Source organism: Corynebacterium sp. H130 (genome assembly GCF_037572395.1).
Lineage (GTDB): Bacteria > Actinomycetota > Actinomycetes > Mycobacteriales > Mycobacteriaceae > Corynebacterium.
In genome coordinates this window covers 319251-337963 of the sequence record NZ_JBBHLA010000004.1, presented here as the reverse complement: position 1 = coordinate 337963, position 18713 = coordinate 319251, and the positions used below count along the sequence as shown (strand labels likewise).

Genomic DNA, 18713 nt, shown 5'->3' with positions numbered 1-18713 from the left:
ACTCCTAGTAGCCGAGGTCAGTTTTCAGTTCCCAAGGGGTGACTTGTGCTTGGTAGTCGCGACATTCGCGCCACTTGTTGCGCAGGAACACTTCAAAGACGTGCTCGCCCAGCGCATCCGCCACCAACTCGGACTTCTCCATGAGGGCGAGTGCCTGGTCAAGGCTTTGTGGCAGGTCCACATAGCCCATGGCCAGGCGCTCACGGCGGGTGAGCAAAGAAATGTCATCTTCGGCAGGATCAGGGAGGTCGTATCCTTCCTTGATTCCCTTCAGGCCTGCGGCGAGCAGCACCGAGTAAGACAGGTAAGGGTTCGCAGAGGAATCGAGGCTACGAATCTCAATGCGGCGTGAACTCGTCTTGCCTGGGCTGTAGGTCGGAACACGAATCATGGCCGACCGGTTCGAGATACCCCAGGTGGCTGCTGTTGGGGCTTCGTTGCCGAACATGAGGCGCTTGTAGGAATTTACAAACTGGTTCGTCACCGCCGATACCTCGGGCGCGTGGTACAAGATTCCCGCGATGAACTGCTTGGCCGTCTTGGACAGGTTGTACTCGTCGTCCGGATCGTGGAAGGCATTCGTGTCCCCCTCAAAGAGGGACATATGCGAGTGCATCGCTGAACCTGCATGCTCCTGATAAGGCTTCGGCATGAAGGTGGCGTAGACGTTGTTGCGACGGGCCACTTCCTTCACCAAGTAGCGGAAGGTCATGATGTGGTCGGACATCGTCAGTGCATCGGCGTAACGCAGGTCAATTTCTTGCTGGCCCGGTCCGATTTCGTGATGCGAAAACTCCACCGAGATCCCCATCGCCTCGAGAGCTGCGATGGCATCACGACGGAAATGAGGAGCCTCATCATGCACGGCCTGATCGAAGTAACTACCCGAGTCAGTCGGCTCCGGCGCGGAACCATCGGTAGGCAGGTTCTTGGTCAGGTAGAACTCGATTTCCGGGTGAATGTTGCAGGTAAATCCCTCTTTTGCAGCCGCATCCATTTGGCGACGCATGACCTGACGCGGGTCCGCCCAGCTGGGTTCACCACCTGGCATGGTGATGTCGCAGAACATGCGGGCCGAGTGAGGTTCAGTATCTGAAAACGGCAGTACCTGGAAGGTGGATGGATCGGGGCGCGCCACGGTGTCGGCTTCGGACACGCGGGAGAAGCCTTCAATTGCTGAGCCATCAAATCCGATGCCTTCTTCAAAGGCAGATTCTATTTCCGCTGGCACGACGGCCACAGATTTGAGGTAGCCGAGAATATCAGTGAACCAAAGTCGGATGTACCTGATGTCGCGCTCTTCGATCGCCCGGAGCACAAATTCCTGTTGGCTGTTCATGACCTCTACAGTAGTTTTCTTTTTGCTCCGGAGGTTTCTCCGATACGCTGGGGGTGAATTAACCTGCGCGTAGCCTGCCCCTGGTCGCGCCATGAAAGGTAGGAACGATGACCGATTCTGTCACCCGCAACATTGAGGTGGAAGTGAAGTACGCAGCTTCCCCAACCACGACGGTCCCGGATCTCACCCAGATCGATGGCGTGGGCTCCGTAGTCTCGACCGTGGTGCACTCCTTGTCTGCCCGCTACTACGACACCGCCGATCTGCGTCTTACCCGCTCCAAGATCACGCTTCGCCGTCGCACGGGTGGCAAGGATGAAGGTTGGCACATTAAGCTCCCTGCTGCTCATGGTCGCCTCGAAATCGGCGCACCACTCACCGACGAGCCAACCAATGACATCCTCGACCCGGTCCGCGCCATCATCCGCGACCTGCCACTGAATGTCATCGCCCAGGTGGACAACGAGCGTCACGAGCACCTGCTTGCCGACGAGCAGGGCGCCATCATCGCTGAGTTCTGCGACGATCACGTCACCGCGTGGTCCCTCCTGCCAGCAGGCAAGAAGCAGGAATGGCGCGAATGGGAGCTTGAGGCAGCATCGGATTTCGAGGCAACCCCAGAGTTCTTCGAATCCGCCAAGGACGTCTTCGAAGCTGCTGGTGCAGTTCCTTCCGAAAGCCCATCGAAGCTGGTTGCGGCCTTGGGCACTTCCGTTAATTACGCTCCCCTGCCTCCGGCAATGGCCCAGCTGGACGAGTCGACGGCAGCTTTTGCCGTCGTCAATGCTCTGCGTGTGAATCGTGACCGTTTGCTTGAGGTGGATCCGCAGGTGCGTCGCGATGAATGGGATTCGGTGCACCAGATGCGCGTTGCCACTCGCGAGCTGCGCAGCCTCATGCAGACTTTTGAGGGCATCCTCGTGGGCGAGGAATACCTCAAGCTCGAGGAAGAGCTGAAGTTGCTGGCGTCGACTTTGGGTATTGCCCGCGATGCCGAAGTGGTGGCTGAGCGATTCCAAATGCTGATCGGGCTGGATGATGACAACATCATTGACGATGCTGCACGTGAGCACCTCGCTCATGACATGCAGCGCAAGTACGCGCGGGCACACCGCACCATCCTGAAGGTGTTGAATTCGCAGCGCTACTTTGACCTGCTTGCGGGGCTGGAAAACCTCATCGCCAACCCACCGCTGGCTGAGTCTGAGACCGCTGCGGAATCGGTGGAGGACGTCAAGCATGAGGAAGAGGCAGCTCTCTTCGAGCACCTCGTCGGCGCATACAAAAAGCTGATGAAGCGTCACAACGTGGCAGTCACCGAGTGGGATGATACGGATACCCCGCTGCGCGAGCGCGAGGAAAACTTCCACAACATGCGCAAGGCAGCGAAGAAGCTGCGCTACTCCGCCGACGCCGTCGGTCGCGCCACGGGTCTAAAGACCAAGGAGCTGTACGCTGCTTGCAAGACGATGCAATCTGTCCTCGGCGATTTCCAGGACTCCGTGACCTCTCGCGACGAGCTGCTGAGCCTGGCCAAGCAGGCCCGCAAGCACGGTGAGGATACCTTTGCTTACGGCGTGCTGTACCAGCGCGAACGAGAGATCGGCATGGAGGCGCTGCGCGGATACCACGAGGCGGCCAAGGACATCGAGGCAGCATACAAGAAGTTGGCTAAGTCGATGAAGAAAGAGGCCGCTCGAGTAGCAGCGCAATCACAAAAGTAGGTTACTTGTCCCAGGAAGGCTTGACGCCCCAGTCGTCGTCCTTCTGGTCATAATCATCGGCGGCCTTCGTGCGCTCGGCAGCTTTTGCCAGCGCGGAGGCCGCTTCTTCACGGCTGTCGTATGGCCCCATCCGCTCGTCCCAGCCACCTTCCTGGCCCTGGGACACTTCGCCGGTGGTTGGGTTGAAGTACCACTTGAGATCTTCTTGTTCCATTGTTCCTCCTTTGTTGGTGGGTACCTCCACGGTACTGAAAGTTTTCTACCGAAACCGCCGTGTCACCGGCCGGATAGGTAAAGTAGATGCGACTGTTACGAAATCGCCCAAGGAGCCTTGATTTTCATGCCGGTGTGGCCACAGCCCGATGCCAACTTGATCGAACGCGTCACGCAGCTTCATCAGGCGTCATATGACGCGACGGTCCCTGCCGTGGCTACTGCCCCAGCTACCTGGAGTTTCCTAGGCGAGCACACGGACCAGGTTGGAGGCATTGTCATCAACTCGACAGCGGCGCTCCGAGTTGCTGTGGCAGCAAGCCCGCGCACCGATGACACCATCATGGTCACCACCCACGAACTCGACAGCGATGGCGAGTCCGTCACCTTCACTGACAGCGTGACCTTGGCTGAAGTAGCCCAGCACCAGCAAAGCAAGAATTTGCAGGTCGGCGGACCCGAGGTGCGCTTGGGTGGAGTCGTGTGGTCCATGATTAACCGGCAGTACCTCAGCCGGGACACCAAGGGTTTTAACATCACGGTCGTCTCCGAGATCCCGACTCGTGTCGGTCTTGGCGATGAAGTCGCTGCTGAAGTCGCCTTCGCAAGCATCCTCGCTGAAAGCGCCGATCACAAGCTCGATGCGCCACTGCGAGCCCGGCTTGCCGATTTGTGCGCAACATCCGCACAGTATTTCTCCGCCGTCCCAAGTTTCCGCGCTCGCTACACCGCCGCCCTTCGTGGGTCCGAGGACCAGTTCAACATCGTCGACTATGCGGACGGTTCTGTTACGCACGCGCCATTGCTTCGCGACGCCGACGCTTACGAGAGCTTCCTCGTCGCGCTTCCGCAGCTCACCGACAATGCCACAGATATGGCTACGCGCGAGTCATTTGTTCGTGAGGCCAGCGATGCCTTCGGAGTGGACTACTTGCGCCGCCTTCCGGATGCCACGCAACGCGTGACGCAGTGGCTGGCAGCGATGCATCAAGACCAACCAGATACAGCGCAGCCTGGTTTGGAGGAAGCCCACCGTTGGCTGACTTTCTTCGAGCAGGAAACCGAGCGTGCAGCTAGGGCTTCGATGCTCCTGCGTGCCCGCAAGGCCACAGAGGCCTTGGAGCTGGTGTGTGCGTCGCAACGAGAGTTGGAAAACCTCTACGGCATCGTTCCGGAACAGGAACGCCACCTTGCCAATCTATGCTTGGCCCGGGGAGCTACCGCTGCTCGCAGTGCCGCAGCAGGACTGGTGCAGGGTGTGGTCGTCCACTGTTCTGCTGCCAAGGCGCTGAACTTGATGGCCGACTTGTCAGAGGACGGCTTTACTGTGGTGGCTCTTAGTGGCTGCTAGGCCACCGAAAGGTGACGGTGCGGTCGGCAATGTTGGCATCCTCGAGTCGCACTGTCACCTGAGTTGCTTCCTCTGGGCTGCCTGAGCATCCACACAGCATCGGTGGCTCTGCGATGAAGATCCGGCACTTGTCTTTCTCCGGCTGAGTTGCCAGCACTACTGCTTCGAAATCCTCGCCGACATGCGGGGCAAGCACCGTGGCTTCGGTAAGTCGCAAGCAGGCCCGATCAACATTGCTGGCGGTAGTCCCGGAGCTCCGCATCGTTTCGACGAGTTCCTCGTAGCGAGAGCTCACCCATTCCGGCACGTCGATCCCCGCGGCAATAGCAAGGCACGTTTCAGTGGCGAACCTGTCTACGAGGCGTCGTAACGGCGCGGTCACGTGGGCATAGTAACCACCGACCCCCGCGTGAACATCCTCCTCACCCGGCGCGCCGTGCAGCACGTCGTAGTCCGCACCGCGCAGCAGCTTCTGTGCTTCCCGCATGACAGCCATGCCGGCGTTGGTCGTGACATCCAGCCCGGCGATGAATTCACCGACTGGCTGCTTCGGCTCATAACCAAAGCCCAACGCCTGCGCTTCCACGGCAAACGTGCGCAGCGCCTTCTCATCGGCCGGCCCCAAAGTACGCAGCACGCCGACGCCCGCCGCAGCCATCATCTGCCCGGCAACCATGCCAGTGAGCAGGGAAATCTCGGAGTTCCACTCCATGACCTCCAGGCGAGGCTCAAGCTCCAACTCATATCGGCCATCATCGCGCCGCTCGACCCGCTGGCTCGGCAGCCGCAGATTGACCGCGCTGCGCCTCAGCGCACTTTCCTGACGCAGCTTGCCGACGGCTGGGAGCAATGCGATCGAAGGATGAAGGCGTCCCTTTTCAAAGTCTTCCTGAACTTCCACGTAATCGAGTCGCGCACGGCTGCGCACCAGGGCACGTTCGACGCTGTTTCCTGTCACTTCTCCCTTGTCATCCAGGTCAAAGGTCCAGAGGACGGCAGGTCGATCCACCTCGGGAAGTAAACTTGCGGCCCCTTCCGAGATTTCTTCCGGGTGCAGGCGGGCAGGCTCGTCCGGAAGGTAAATTGTTTGACCACGGCGGAAGGACTCCGCTTCCAGCGCTGTACCCGGCGCGATAAAGGCCGCGACATCAGCGATGGCGTAGAAAACCCGGAAACCCTGCACTGTCTTCTTGATGCACACCGCCTGGTCAAGATCCATGGACCCTTTCGGATCGATGGTCACAAGCTCGATGTCACGCCTATCTATGCGCTGATCCGCGAATCGATCCTTCGCGTGGGCCGCTTCAGTGTGCAGCTGGGCTGAAAAATCCGTCGGTACGGAAAACTCTTCCGCGATCGGACGGAAGTTAAGAGCAGCGGCATAAAGTTTCATGCCTTCCCATTGTAGGGAATTAAGGTGGGCGAACGAGCCAACCTATGAGCCGGATTATGTTCCCTTGCGGGCGGTAATCATCTATCTGGACACCGTGTTGCCACGATGCCTCAAGCAGCTACCCGCGGGTTATCGGACGAGCAGCCCAACCCGCGCAGCCACACCTTGCGGTGCGGCCTCTTGCCTTGCTCCCAGTGGGGTTTACCTGGCCAACCTAGTCACCTAGGCTGCCGGTGCGCTCTTACCGCACCCTTTCACCCTTACCTTCCCAAAAGAAGGCGGTTTACTCTCTGTTGCACTGTTCCCTCAGGTCGCCCTGGGTTGCTGTTAGCAACCACCGTGCTCTGTGGAGTCCGGACTTTCCTCGACGCAGGTCAGCACCTTTAAAAGGCCGATACATGCAGCCGCGATTACCCGGTCGGCTCGTTCGCGAAATTTGACTCTACTCGGTTCCGCGGGAAACGTACACTAGCAGCAGCTCAGCCCGGGTTACTGGGTTGTCCAAATCGCATTCACAAATCTCTGAAATCTTCTGGATTCTGGTACGCACTGTATGGCGATGCACCCCCAACGCATGAGCAGTATTTCCAAGGTGACCACCGCATTTGAGAAAAGCGGCAAGAGTACTGGAGAGCTCGGAGTTGTGTTTTGAATCGTACGAAGCGAGCCTGCCGTAGGTTTCTTCACTACGAACCTTGAGCAAAGTTTGCACGTGCGTATCCTGAGTCCACCGAAGCACTCCGTCACCAGGACCTGCGACCTCACCGACGGGAACAGTTTTTGCTCGCATTTCCAGCTCTTGAAACGTTTCCATGGTGAGGCTGCGCCAGGGAACTGGGGCGCCAACTGCTAGCCGTATCCGCTCTCGAGTTTCCCCGAACATCTCAATCACATTGGCCACTCCGCGGGTGCCACGAAAGAGTAAGGCAACGACGTTGGGACGAATTTCAAGTGCGAATAAGCCACGCGAATCGCTTTCGAGGTTCGTGTTAATGCGTTTCAAAGCCTGTTGAATGTTTCGATTGCCATCAGCTGAGATCACAACCGGCCTCACGTTGCCCTCTGCGTCTGCCACATGAGCAAAAAGTGGCGACATCGATTGATGGGATCCTTCAGCTCCGAGAAGAATCGATAATGCCATGGTGTTGAGTTCTGATTGCTTCGAGCGCAGATACAGCGGACGCTGGATCAAAATGTCGAGCAAGCCCGCGCAATGTCGGATTGCGCTCCGGATTTCCGAAGGGAAGGGGCTTGCTGACACCGCGACGAGGAAATGAAATCGCTCCCCCTGCCCCATCAATCTGTGCGCGAGTACGTGGTTATCGCCTTCTTGAAACGCACGCGATGCCCGATAGCCCCTGCTAATCACCGACTCGGCATATGCAGCGGCCCCCATTCGTTGAGAATCAGCGCAGGAAACTATTCGACCGTCGTTATCCACAACGCACAATCCTGCATGCAGCAAAACACTTGCTTGCTCCAGAACTTTGCTCAAACCGCCTTCTAGTGCCGAGCGGTTGAGCTTTTCCTGGATGTCCAGTAATTGCTCAGTCGCACGTTGCCCGCGCCGCGCGAATTCTTCATGAGCGGTACGAATGATCGAAACAAAAGGAATGTGGCGCGGGACTTCAAACAGCTCAACTTCGTGTTTTCTAGCCGCAGCAACGAGCTCCTTTGGAACGATTGGATGCCCAAGTCCGGTGCCAAACCCAATTGCTGCTACCCCTGCCGACTTTAGCCGGGAGACATACTCGCTCCAGCCGGCTTGTTTCTCCACAAAGGACAGCCCAAGTGTGAGCACGAGGCAGGAGGGAGGAAGAAACTCGGTCGGATCAGCAAGTTCGGTCGGTGCGATCACCTCAAACCCTGCACCAACCTTATGGACTGGAACAAGGGCCAATGTCTGTTGCTCATAGAGCCACTTCAGTGAAATCTGATCACTCATCCCCTGGCCATTTCGTCATGTTTAGCGCTACTAATTCACCAAATTGTACATGGCCTACATCACGAAATTCCTGAAAGAATTAATCGAATCCTCTCAACCATTACCCATTTTCAAGGAGAGAAATGAAAGAGCTAGAACACCGAATTTCGCAACAGCGCAGCATCGCCAACGAACTGCCGGGTCCAAAGAGTGCGGAACTCACCCGCCGTCGAGAAGCTGCGGTCGCACGCGCCCTCTCCCCGGGGCTTCCTGGCTTTGTCGTCGACGGCGACGGTGGCGTCCTCGTCGATGCCGACGGTAATTCCTTTATCGACTTCGCGTCCGGAATCGCTGTGACTTCAGTCGGAGCATCGAACCCTGCGGTGGCACGTGCCGTGGCGGAACAGGTCGCGCACCTCACCCACACCAGTTTCATGGTCTCCCCTTACGAGTCCTACGTTGCTGTAGCCGAAAAGCTCAATGAAATCACTCCTGGAGACCATGCTAAGAAGTCGGTGCTGCTCAACTCGGGATCCGAGGCTGTAGAAAACGCTGTCAAAATTGCGCGTGCATACACGAAAAAGCAGGCGGTGATCGTATTTGATCACGGTTATCACGGCCGCACGAATCTGACAATGGCAATGACTGCCAAGAACAAGCCGTACAAGTCCGGGTTCGGCCCCCTCGCCCCCGAGGTCTACCGCGCCCCGATGTCTTACCCATTGCGGGACAGTCTCAGCGGCGCTGATGCAGCTGGCCGTTCGATCAAGATGATGGAGCAGCAGGTAGGTGCGGACAATATTGCTTGCATCGTAATCGAACCCATCCAGGGCGAAGGCGGCTTTATCGAGCCGGCAAAGGGATTCCTACCTGCGCTTAAGACCTGGTGCGAAGACAACAACGTAGTGTTCGTCGCCGATGAAATTCAGGCTGGTTTTTGCCGCACGGGTCAATGGTTTGCTTGTGAATACGAAGGGGTCGTGCCTGACCTGGTGACCCTGGCGAAGGGCATCGCCGGTGGTTTGCCACTGTCCGCTGTGACTGGCACCGCCGAGATCATGGATGCTCCCGGACCAGGTGCGCTGGGCGGTACCTACGGTGGCAACCCGGTTGCCTGCGCCGCAGCACTTGCCGCGATTGAACAAATGGATACGCTGCAGCTATGCGAACGCGCGCTGGAGATTGAGAAGATCGTTCGGGAAATGGTGGAACCGCTCCTTTCCACCGGGCGCATTGCCGAGTTACGAGGCCGTGGCGCAATGGTCGCCCTCGAGCTCGTCACCGCAGACGGCGCGCCCGACGCTGAACTCACCGCAGCCGTGGCTGCTGAATGCAAGAAGGAAGGCGTACTCATCCTCACTTGCGGACTCGATGGCAACGTAATCCGCCTTTTGCCACCGCTTGTCATTGAAGAGGCATTGCTTCGCGACGGTCTGCAAGTGCTTATCGACGCACTTCGCAAGCACTTCTAACTTCAAAGGAGAACTATGACCTCTTACGATCTCCCGAAAAACGTTCCAACATCCATCTTGATTGGCGGGCAGTTTCGTCCCGCCACTGATGGAAAGACCTTTGATGTCGAAGACCCCGCCACAGGCCGAATCCTTGCGCAGGTTGCAGATTCATCTGCCTGTGAATGGGACGAAGCTCTTTCTCTTGCAGTCGCAGCACAGTCCGAATGGGCGAAGTTTTCACCTCGAATGCGCTCAGAAATTTTGCTGGATATCTTCAATGTCGTGCGCGCTAGGTCAGAGGATTTCGCGCGCACCATGACGCTGGAGATGGGAAAACCACTGGCTGAAGCGCATGGCGAGGTAACTTATGGTGCCGAGTACTTACGTTGGTTTGCAGAGGAAGCGGTGCGTCTTCCCGGGCGTTTTTCCACCGCCCCAGCTGGAACGGGATCGATGGTTGTCACCCGCACTCCGGTCGGTCCGGTGCTGGCGATTACGCCGTGGAATTTCCCGCTTGCGATGGCTACGCGCAAGATAGCCCCGGCTCTTGCCGCCGGTTGCCCGGTCTTGGTAAAACCTGCCGCGGAAACCCCGTTGACTATGTTGCTCTTTGGTGACGTGGTCCGCGAAGTGTTGGCCAAGCACAATGCGCCGACGGGAATCATTGCTATTTTGCCCACCACTGATTCGGCTGGGATGTCCACGCGCCTGATGAACGATCCGCGGTTGCGGAAAGTCACCTTTACTGGTTCGACTGCGGTGGGCAAGCTGCTGGTGCGCCAATCTGCGGATCAATTGTTGCGCACGTCGATGGAGTTGGGCGGAAATGCGCCATTCATTGTGGCGGCCGACGCAGACCTCGACCTCGTGCTTGGTTGCGCCATGCAGGCGAAGATGCGTAACGGCGGCGAGGCGTGCATTGCTGCTAACCGCTTCCTTGTCGATGCAGCGATCGCACCAGAATTTACGTCTCGCCTCACTGAGACGATGTCAGCTGTCCGCATGGGGCATGGGCTTGACGGCGGCACCACGCTCGGCCCCGTCATCACGTCCAAGCAGCGTGACCGGATTGCCGAACTCGTATCGGAGGCAGTTGCTCAAGGAGCACGAGTAACAACCGGAGGCGATGTCCCCGACGGCCCCGGCTACTTCTACCCTGCCACTGTGCTGGCCGACGTTCCTACGGATGCTCGGATCCTGAGTGAGGAAATCTTTGGCCCCGTCGCTACGATTTCCACGTTCTCAACGCTCGACGAGGGCATTGCGATGGCTAACAGCACCGAGTTTGGTCTAGCAGCATACGGATTCACCAGGGATTTTCAACTAGCTCGAAAACTTGCTCGCGAACTACGCGCGGGCATGGTTGGCATCAACCGCGCTGCGATCTCTGATCCTGCGGCACCATTCGGTGGCATCAAGCAATCCGGTTTTGGGCGCGAAGGCGGTTCCGAAGGAATCGAGGAGTACCTCGACGTAAAGTACATCGCGCTGTAAGCGAAATAAGCCTCGGCCACTCAGGCCGAGGCTTATTTGGTATTGCTCTAGAACGCGCCGTGCTGGTGCTTCATATCGGAATCCGCTGGCAACGGGCCGATGGAGTCCCAGAGCTCTGCAACGACCAAGCGACCTTCTTCCTTTTCTACGCGCCAGAGCTCGTAGAAGAAGTGGCGTTCGCCATCGATCTCACCATCGGACTGCGTGAGGACGAAGTTGCCGAATCCCAGGGCGCGGTGGCGCTTGTGGTACACCAACGGTGTCCCATCTTTCTTGAGCTGAGTGAGGAAATCGGCCATCTCCTTGGCGCCGTCTGCAATGTCGCTGGCATGCTGGGCGAATTGATCACTTGCCGTGTACTCACTGATATTGCCGTAGTTCTGGTTGATGAGGAAGTCATCGAAGAACTTCTCGACAAAAGAAACAGCCTCGTCCCCAAACGAGTCATCCTGTTCGGTCGGGCCGTCCAACTGGGAGCGACCAGATGGGTTCGGTTCGGCCAGCGGAACCAGTCCATCCCAGTGCTCGGCTATCAGACCATTTTCTACTCGGTAGAGATCGAACCCGACGTAGGATTCGCCCTCGATGCCGTCGAAACGGCCATGGAGTGCGACGAATTCGTCGTTACCCAGGACGCGGTGCGGAGTGTAGGAAAGCGCCTCTCCACACTCTTTAACGAAGTCAGCGAGACCGGCGCGATCGCCAGTCACGAGCGGCGAGTGTTCGATGAAGTCGGGGGCGAAGGCTTCATCGAGGACTGCGAGGTCATGGCCGTCGAAAAGTCGAACGTGTGCGTCTTTTACAAAATCCTTATGCATTGCTGTCTCCTAGTTCGCGCTCATGACGTGCTTGATGCGGGTGTACTCTTCGAGGCCGTAGATCGACAGATCCTTGCCGTAGCCGGAGTTCTTGAAGCCGCCATGTGGCATTTCAGCGACAAGCGGGATGTGGGTGTTGATCCACACGCAACCGAAGTCCAGTTCGCGGGAGAAGCGCTGGGAACGCTTGACATCAGCGGTCCACACGGAGGATGCGAGACCGTACTCCACCCCGTTGGCTTTCTCGAGTGCATCATCATCATTGTCGAAGGTCTGGACAGTGATGACTGGGCCGAAGATCTCGTTCTGGATCATTTCATCATCCTGCTTCAGGCCGGTCACGACGGTCGGCTCGAAGAAGAAGCCCTTGCGATCTGCACGCTTACCACCGGTTTCCACCTTTGCGTGGCCTGGCATGTCCGCGAAAATCTTCTCCAGGCGCTCAAGCTGACGCACATTGTTGAGCGGTCCGTACAACACGTCTTCACTGTCGGGATCACCGAACTGAGTTTCGGAGACAGCCTTGGTTAACTTGGCGATGAAGTCCTCAGCTGCTGACTTCTCCACTAAAACTCGCGTGGCGGCCGTGCAATCCTGGCCCGCGTTGAACAGGCCAGCTTCTGCGATGCCTGCTGCCGCCTCATCCAGATCTGCATCGCCGAACACTACGCATGGTGCCTTTCCACCCAGCTCGAGGTGAGAACGGGTGAGGTTTTCAGCTGCCGACTTGGCCACCTCGCGACCTGCGCGGACTGAGCCAGTGATCGACACCAGACCAGGAGTCTTATGGGAGACGACGAGGTCACCGGTGGAAGCGTCACCCAGAACGACGTTGAGCGTACCCTTCGGCAAGAACTCGCCAGCGATCTGAGCAAAGAGCAGCGTGGACTCTGGAGTAGTTTCGCTTGGCTTCAGAACGATCGTGTTGCCGGCTGCCAAAGCCGGAGCGATCTTCCACACTGCCATCATGAATGGGTAATTCCACGGAGCTACCTGGCCAACGACGCCAATTGGCTCACGACGAATGTAAGAGGTCATTCCTTCCATGTATTCCGCGGCAGACAGACCGTTCAGCTGACGAGCAGCTCCGGCAAAGAAGCGAATCTGATCGGCACCGGCCTCGATTTCCTCCGACTTCACCAGGTATGCAGGCTGTCCAGTGTTGCGGACCTGTGCAGCGACAAGTTCATCCGCACGCTCCAGCACCGCATCCGCCAACTTGAGCAGAGCCTCCTGGCGCTGTGCTGGAGTAGTAGCTCCCCATTCCTTGGACGCTTCCTTGGCTGCAACATAAGCGGCATCCACGTCCTGAGCATTGGAAATTGGAGAAAGACCGTTGACGGATTCGTCAACAGGGTTGATCAGTTCAAAGGTGTCGGCTGCGTTGGCATCAACGAGTTTTCCACCGATGTAGTTCTGTAGCTTTTGCATCCTAGCCTCCTGTGTCTGTTTACGAAACCGGGCCCAAATGTGACGGGCCTCTCAGTTGGGACCAGTTTGCCTACAGAACACGGAAGGGACAATGTACAAAATGTACAAAGTGGCCGATACATAATCGACAGAATGTCTATGGGATAAAAATAACGTCCGAAACAAGCTTTTCAGCAAGAAAAGATCCGTTTCGGACGCTACATTCGGCACGTGTTGATTAATACCCGCGCTTGATCCACTCTTCCAGGTGTGGTGCCTCGGAGCCGATGGTGGTGTGATCGCCATGTCCGGTGCGGACAATGGTTTCCGCAGGCAGGGTCAAAATCGACTTCTGCAGCGAGTCGATGATCGTGTCAAAGGAACTGTAGGACCGCCCTGTGGCGCCAGGTCCGCCTTGGAAGAGGGTGTCTCCGGAGAACAGCTCCCCAGCTTCAGGCAGGTAAAGACAGCAGGACCCTGGGCTGTGGCCCGGAGTGTTCAGCACCTGCAGATCGGTGCCTGCGATCTGGAACTTCTGCAGGTTCTCCAGGTTTTCGTGCGCCAAGGAGCCGTGGGTTTCCTCCCACAGCATCTGATCACCGGGGTGCACAAAGATCGGGGCGTCGAGTTTTTCAGAGAGTTCCGGGGCAACGGTGATGTGGTCATTGTGGGCATGTGTACAGATGATGCCTTTGACCTTCCTACCGGCGACAGCCTCGATAATGGGCGCTGCGCTGTGGGCGGCGTCGATGACATAGCATTCAGAATCATCGCCGACGATCCAAATGTTGTTGTCTACTTCCCATTCGCCTCCGTCGAGGGCGAAAATTCCGTTGGTTACTACGTGATCAATGCGAAGAGTCATGGTTACAGCACTACCACCGATCGCAAGACCTTGCCGGTCTTCATTGTGTCGAAGGCAGCCTCAACATCGTCGAGTTCGACGCGCTCGGAAACAAAGTCTCCCAGTGGGAATTGACCTTGCAGGTGCAGGTCAACATACATTGGGAAGTCGCGCTCCGGCAGGCAGTCGCCATACCAGGAGGATTTGAGGGAGCCGCCACGACCAAAGACGTCGATGGCGGGAACGTCGATGCGCGCCGTTGGGTTTGGCACACCGACCATAACAACGGTGCCGGCAAGATCGCGAGCATAGAAAGCCTGGGTCCAGGTCTCTGGTCGGCCGACGGCATCGATGGCAACATCGACACCAAAACCGTCGGTAAGCTCGCGAATCTTGGCGACGGTGGAGTCAGAATCGCCAGTTCCAGTGGTTCCGGAAGAATTGATGGTGTGGGTTGCGCCAAACTGGCGGGCCATCTCAAGTTTGTCGTCAGAGAGGTCGACGGCAATGATGGTCGTCGCCCCAGCAAGCTTTGCACCTGCAATGGCAGCCATGCCGACGCCGCCAACACCGAAAACAGCGACGGAGTCACCGCGACTTACGTTTCCGGTGTTCACCGCTGCGCCGAGACCAGCCATGACGCCACATCCGAGCAAACCAGCGATTGCCGGATCCTCGTCGGGATTGACCTTGGTGCACTGACCTTCGTGAACCAGTGTCTTTTCCGCAAACGCGCCGATGCCCAGTGCTGGCTTGAGCTCAGTGCCATCTTCCAGCGTCATCTTCTTGGAGGCATTGTGAGTGGCAAAGCAATACTTTGGCTCGCCCTTCTTGCAAGCGCGACACTCACCGCACACCGCGCGCCAGTTGAGCACAACGAAGTCGCCAACAGCCACGTGTGAAACGGCGGAGCCGACTTCCTCCACTACGCCAGCAGCTTCATGTCCGAGGAGGAATGGGAAGGCATCTTCGATGTCGCCGTCACGGTACGCGAGGTCCGTGTGGCAAACACCGCACGCCTGGACCTTAACCACCACGTCATTGGGACCCGGATCCGGGATGACGATAGTCGTCCGCTCGACGGGCGCCCTTTTTTCTCGCGCGATGATGCCTGCCACCTTGTAAGACATGAACACTCCAATTGGTTGAGGTTAATGAACATGCCCCACCCTACCCACGCTGCAGTTTTGGGGAGGGTTTTCATTAAGGGGACTTGATGAGTTGAACTCCCTCATCCGTCACAAGTAGTGCTTGACAATTGCCCAGATTCCGCAACGTGAATTGCCCGCCGTATTCGGCGTTGATCCGCTCATTCAGGGCAACGTCATAAGGCCCAAAGCCACCGTCGGCATGCGGGACAATGACCTGCGGTACGAAGCCAAGCGCATCAGTGGAGGCTAGCTCCGGAGCGGCACCAGCATCATCCATCAAGCGAATGGGTTCAATGGGCGAGCCACAAATGGCTGCCCCGGCACTGAGACCAATGTAAGGCAAGCCCGCGCGAACTCGCTCAATCAAGATCTGGTCCGCGCGGGTGCGCTTTAGGCCGTCGAGAAGCACGAAGGTGTTTCCGCCGCACACATACACGGCATCCATGTCCTCAAGCTCGGTCGCCAAATTCTCAAGCGACACATGGACCACCTCATAGCCAAGATCGCTCAACCGACGGGACTCAGCGTTGATCCAGTCGGCCTCACCTTCCAAGCGGACCGCTTCGTTAATGTAACCAATGCGACTTCCAGAAGGAAGAAATCCCGGCAGTGCACCGATACCCCATGACACTAAAAGCAACTTCATGGAAAGACTCCTAACGAATATGCGCAGTATCGTTGACCAACTTTATTGTGGTCGGCCCATCGGCATAGAACTCGGCGATCGACAGCGACGCCAAATCCAAGTGGATCTTGTTCACTACCGAGGTCGGCGCATCAAGGGCAGCACGCAGCAGCAGTTTGATCGGGGTGACATGGCTGACAACCAGCACGTTCCCCGCAGGGTACTGCTCTTTCAGCGACTCCAGTGCCTTCTTCACCCGCCGATTCACAGCTTGTACGGATTCACCGCCTGGCGCCGAAACACTGGTGTCAGCGAGCCAATTCTGGTGCAGCTCAGGATCGGCCGAGATAACTTCAGCGAAAGTCTTCCCTTCCCAGAGTCCAAAGTCCAGCTCGGCGAGCTCATCCATCACGTCGACCTTCATGCCGAGCGCATCAGCGCAATACTGCGCCGTCTGACGAGCCCTGCCCAGCGGCGAGCACACAATCGCGTCGATACCGCCAACTGAAGCGATGCGCGCCGCTGCCTGCTGCGCCATCTGCTCCCCACGCGGCGTGAGGGCCGGATCCGAGGTACCGCTGTATTGCTTCGCGACGCTCATTGATGTCTCACCGTGTCGAAGCAGCAGCAATCGCAATGGCCTGGTTACCGCTCCGGTCCACGTCGCCTCGGCCTTCTTTTCGCTGGCCGGCTCAGGATCTTCCTCCGCAAGGATGCCAACAGGTTTGCCAGCAGCGCAGGCATCCATCGCGACGTTGGACAGCGCGTCGGCTTTCTTATTCTTCTCGCGCGGAATCCAGGTGTAGGAAATCTGTTCAAACCCCCTGGCGATCTGCTGCGCCTTGAGTGCGAGCTCCTTCATGTCCGGGTGTTTGATCTTCCAGCGACCAGACATTTGCTCGACAACGAGCTTCGAGTCCATGTAGACGTCAACCTCGGTGGCGCCCAGTTCTGCTGCTACTTCCAAGCCACGCAACAAACCGTGGTACTCAGCCACATTGTTGGAGGCTTTGCCCACAACGTAGGCAATTTCGCGCAGCACATCCCGGGAAGACGAGTAGACAACAGTGCCGGAACCGGCAACGCCTGGATTTCCGCGGGAACCGCCGTCAGCTTCGATAATTACTTTCATACGCGCACCAGGAACGTGCCGCAGTCAGGGCAACGTGGCATTTCGTCTGCCGGGGTCGCGCGGATTTCGGACAGCGCAGCTGGTGGCAGGACGATGTGGCAGCCACCGCAAGAACGGCCCTTGAAAGCTGCTGCGCCAACACCAAAAATGCCGCGTTGATCGTCATATTCAGAAAGGATCTGGACGGAAAGCTGCTCACGCAGCTCGGTTACTCGAGCAGTTGCGTCCTCCGCTGAGTGCGCATCCTCTGCTGCTGTTGCGGCGCGAGCGGCCGCTGCGACTTTACGCTCCAGTTCGTCGAGAAGCGCGCCGTTGCGGTCGACGTTGGCGCGCATGGCAGCGATTTCGTCGTGGGCTTCCTTGAGCTCTTGCTGCAGGTCGGAGAGGCGACGAGAGGTAGCAGCAATGTCATGCTCGAGGTCGCGACGGTGCTCGGTGTCAGTGGCCGCACCGAGGCCTTCACGGTCCGCATTAAGTCGGCGAGTGAGCTTGCCCATGTCGTCTTGGATACGACGGATTTCCAACTCAACGTCTGCAACATTGAGCTGCGCAGACGCAGTCACTTCACGCTGGCGGTCACGTTCTTTTTCCAAGGCTGCAAGCTCGGTGCGCTCCGCGGATCCAGCAGCGAGCCCCAGATCGAGGGTGCGTTCGAGATCGGCAAGCTCCAGGAGGAGTTTCTGTTCTGCGGTAGTGATCTTCATGTCTTCTCCTACTGGGCGTGTGCGGACAAGGTCCACGGATCGGTTCGAATATCGATGATATCGGTGGCGACGCCGGTTGTTGAAACGATCTCGGCTGCTTGCTGGCACCACGGGAATTCGCTTGCCCAGTGAGCAGTGTCGATCACGGCTGGTCCCCCGGCGCGAAGATATTCATCCACTGGGTGGTGTCGCAGGTCAGAGGTGACGTAGACGTCTACGTCGAGGCCTCGAATCGTGTCGAGGAAACTATCGCCGGAGCCGGAGGATACGGCAACCTTGCGTACTAGCTTGTCTGGGTCTCCGGCGGCGCGAATTCCCCACTCGGTAACCGGCAGCGCATTAGCTACCTGCTGGGTGAATTCGCGCAGCGTCATCGGCTCCGGCAGCTCGCCGATGCGCCCCAAGCCGGTGGCCTGGTCGAGGTCGGCAAAGGTTTCCATGGCAACGCAATCGAAGGCCGGTTCCTCATACGGGTGCGCGGCGAGCAGGGCGTTGTGGATTGCGCCCCGAAGCGCAGTTGGGGCCACGAATTCAATGCGGGCTTCGGCGACCTTCTCCAGATCATTTCGAGTCCCGATCGTCGGGTTAGCCCCTTCGGAAGGACGGAATTGCCCGGTGCCTTCGAACTGGAACGCACACTCGCTGTACTGCCCGATCGCCCCGGCACCGGCTGCAAAGATCGCGGCTTTAACGGCGTCCGCATCTGCGACTGGCACCATGACACCCCACTTATCGGTACTAGCAGCAGGCTTTGGCAAGATCGGCCTACCTGGCGTGATGCCAACCAGCTCCGCGAGCCGATCGTTGACGCCAGGGCGCGCCGAATCAGCATTCGTGTGCGCAGCGAACAGTGCCACTCCCCCGGTGATCAGGGGGTGAATGACCTTGCCTTTCGGAGTATCGGCTGCTACCGAGGTAACACCACGCAAGAGCAGCGGGTGGTGCACGACGAGCATCTGCGCGCCCATCTCCACTGCCTTTTCGGCCACGGATTGCGTGCAGTCGAGGGCAAAGGCCGCGCGTGTCACTTCAGCTGCTGGGTCGCCGCAGATCAGTCCGACTTTGTCCCAGGACTCAGCCAAATAAGGCGGATACGCCTTTTCCAGCACATCCCGAATATCACCGACAGTGGTCATC

At 58.0% G+C, this 18713-nt stretch carries 16 protein-coding genes and 1 other RNA gene; 4 read left to right on the top strand and 13 right to left on the bottom strand.

The window, feature by feature from the left end; translation table 11 throughout:
* Positions 1-4 precede the first annotated feature (4 nt).
* Positions 5-1339, bottom strand: a complete 1335-nt coding sequence (locus WG939_RS09755; RefSeq protein ID WP_339985188.1) for a glutamine synthetase family protein — start codon at positions 1337-1339, stop codon at positions 5-7.
* 107 nt (positions 1340-1446) lie between these two features.
* Here WG939_RS09755 and WG939_RS09750 point away from each other — a divergent pair, with 107 nt between their 5' ends.
* The gene (locus WG939_RS09750) at positions 1447-3063 is read left to right on the top strand and encodes a CYTH and CHAD domain-containing protein (RefSeq protein ID WP_339985186.1); all 1617 of its coding nucleotides are present in this window, start codon (positions 1447-1449) and stop codon (positions 3061-3063) included.
* A 1-nt stretch (position 3064) separates the two neighbouring features.
* Here the strand turns inward: WG939_RS09750 and WG939_RS09745 are convergent, their stop codons facing one another.
* Complete coding sequence (locus WG939_RS09745; RefSeq protein WP_339985184.1) at positions 3065-3277, bottom strand: hypothetical protein; 213 nt, start codon at positions 3275-3277, stop codon at positions 3065-3067.
* A gap of 126 nt (positions 3278-3403) precedes the next feature.
* Here WG939_RS09745 and WG939_RS09740 point away from each other — a divergent pair, with 126 nt between their 5' ends.
* A complete protein-coding gene (locus WG939_RS09740) occupies positions 3404-4627 on the top strand; it encodes a galactokinase family protein (protein WP_339985182.1) in 1224 nt (407 codons plus the stop codon).
* Here WG939_RS09740 and WG939_RS09735 read toward each other — a convergent pair.
* The 3 genes from WG939_RS09735 to WG939_RS09725 all read right to left on the bottom strand — a co-directional run bounded on the left by WG939_RS09735 (position 4614) and on the right by WG939_RS09725 (position 7965).
* Positions 4614-6020 (bottom strand): RNB domain-containing ribonuclease, encoded by a 1407-nt coding sequence (locus WG939_RS09735; protein ID WP_339985180.1) that lies wholly within the window; start codon positions 6018-6020, stop codon positions 4614-4616. The two genes, WG939_RS09740 and WG939_RS09735, sit on opposite strands and share 14 nt — an antisense overlap.
* 29 nt (positions 6021-6049) lie before the next feature.
* Positions 6050-6446: RNase P RNA component class A (gene rnpB, locus WG939_RS09730), an RNA gene on the bottom strand.
* A 16-nt stretch (positions 6447-6462) separates the two neighbouring features.
* A complete protein-coding gene (locus tag WG939_RS09725) occupies positions 6463-7965 on the bottom strand; it encodes a PucR family transcriptional regulator (RefSeq protein WP_339985178.1) in 1503 nt (500 codons plus the stop codon).
* 122 nt (positions 7966-8087) lie between these two features.
* On the opposite strand from WG939_RS09725, the gene gabT reads away from it, so the two are divergent.
* Together gabT and WG939_RS09715 are read left to right on the top strand one after the other, a co-directional pair.
* Positions 8088-9416, top strand: coding sequence for a 4-aminobutyrate--2-oxoglutarate transaminase (gene gabT, locus WG939_RS09720; protein WP_339985176.1), 1329 nt, complete (start codon positions 8088-8090; stop codon positions 9414-9416).
* A gap of 15 nt (positions 9417-9431) precedes the next feature.
* On the top strand, positions 9432-10892 hold the full coding sequence (locus WG939_RS09715) for an NAD-dependent succinate-semialdehyde dehydrogenase (protein WP_339985174.1): 1461 nt from the start codon (positions 9432-9434) through the stop codon (positions 10890-10892).
* A 47-nt stretch (positions 10893-10939) separates the two neighbouring features.
* Here WG939_RS09715 and WG939_RS09710 read toward each other — a convergent pair whose 3' ends face one another.
* The 8 genes from WG939_RS09710 to WG939_RS09675 all read right to left on the bottom strand — a co-directional run bounded on the left by WG939_RS09710 (position 10940) and on the right by WG939_RS09675 (position 18712).
* Positions 10940-11710: a nuclear transport factor 2 family protein gene (locus WG939_RS09710; RefSeq protein ID WP_339985172.1), complete on the bottom strand. Its 771-nt coding sequence runs from the start codon at positions 11708-11710 to the stop codon at positions 10940-10942.
* A gap of 9 nt (positions 11711-11719) precedes the next feature.
* A complete protein-coding gene (locus tag WG939_RS09705; protein WP_339985170.1) occupies positions 11720-13141 on the bottom strand; it encodes a gamma-aminobutyraldehyde dehydrogenase in 1422 nt (473 codons plus the stop codon).
* A gap of 217 nt (positions 13142-13358) precedes the next feature.
* Positions 13359-13985: an MBL fold metallo-hydrolase gene (locus WG939_RS09700; protein ID WP_339985168.1), complete on the bottom strand. Its 627-nt coding sequence runs from the start codon at positions 13983-13985 to the stop codon at positions 13359-13361.
* A 2-nt stretch (positions 13986-13987) separates the two neighbouring features.
* The gene (locus tag WG939_RS09695; protein WP_339985166.1) at positions 13988-15094 is read right to left on the bottom strand and encodes an S-(hydroxymethyl)mycothiol dehydrogenase; all 1107 of its coding nucleotides are present in this window, start codon (positions 15092-15094) and stop codon (positions 13988-13990) included.
* Positions 15095-15167: 73 nt separating this feature from the next.
* On the bottom strand, positions 15168-15761 hold the full coding sequence (locus WG939_RS09690; RefSeq protein ID WP_339985164.1) for a Type 1 glutamine amidotransferase-like domain-containing protein: 594 nt from the start codon (positions 15759-15761) through the stop codon (positions 15168-15170).
* Between the two features lie 10 nt (positions 15762-15771).
* Positions 15772-16872 (bottom strand): bifunctional RNase H/acid phosphatase, encoded by a 1101-nt coding sequence (locus WG939_RS09685; RefSeq protein WP_339985161.1) that lies wholly within the window; start codon positions 16870-16872, stop codon positions 15772-15774.
* A complete protein-coding gene (locus WG939_RS09680; RefSeq protein ID WP_339985159.1) occupies positions 16869-17576 on the bottom strand; it encodes a zinc ribbon domain-containing protein in 708 nt (235 codons plus the stop codon). Before WG939_RS09680 ends, WG939_RS09685 begins: the two co-directional genes overlap by 4 nt.
* Before the next feature lie 8 nt (positions 17577-17584).
* Positions 17585-18712: a Nif3-like dinuclear metal center hexameric protein gene (locus tag WG939_RS09675; RefSeq protein WP_339985157.1), complete on the bottom strand. Its 1128-nt coding sequence runs from the start codon at positions 18710-18712 to the stop codon at positions 17585-17587.
* Position 18713 lies beyond the last annotated feature (1 nt).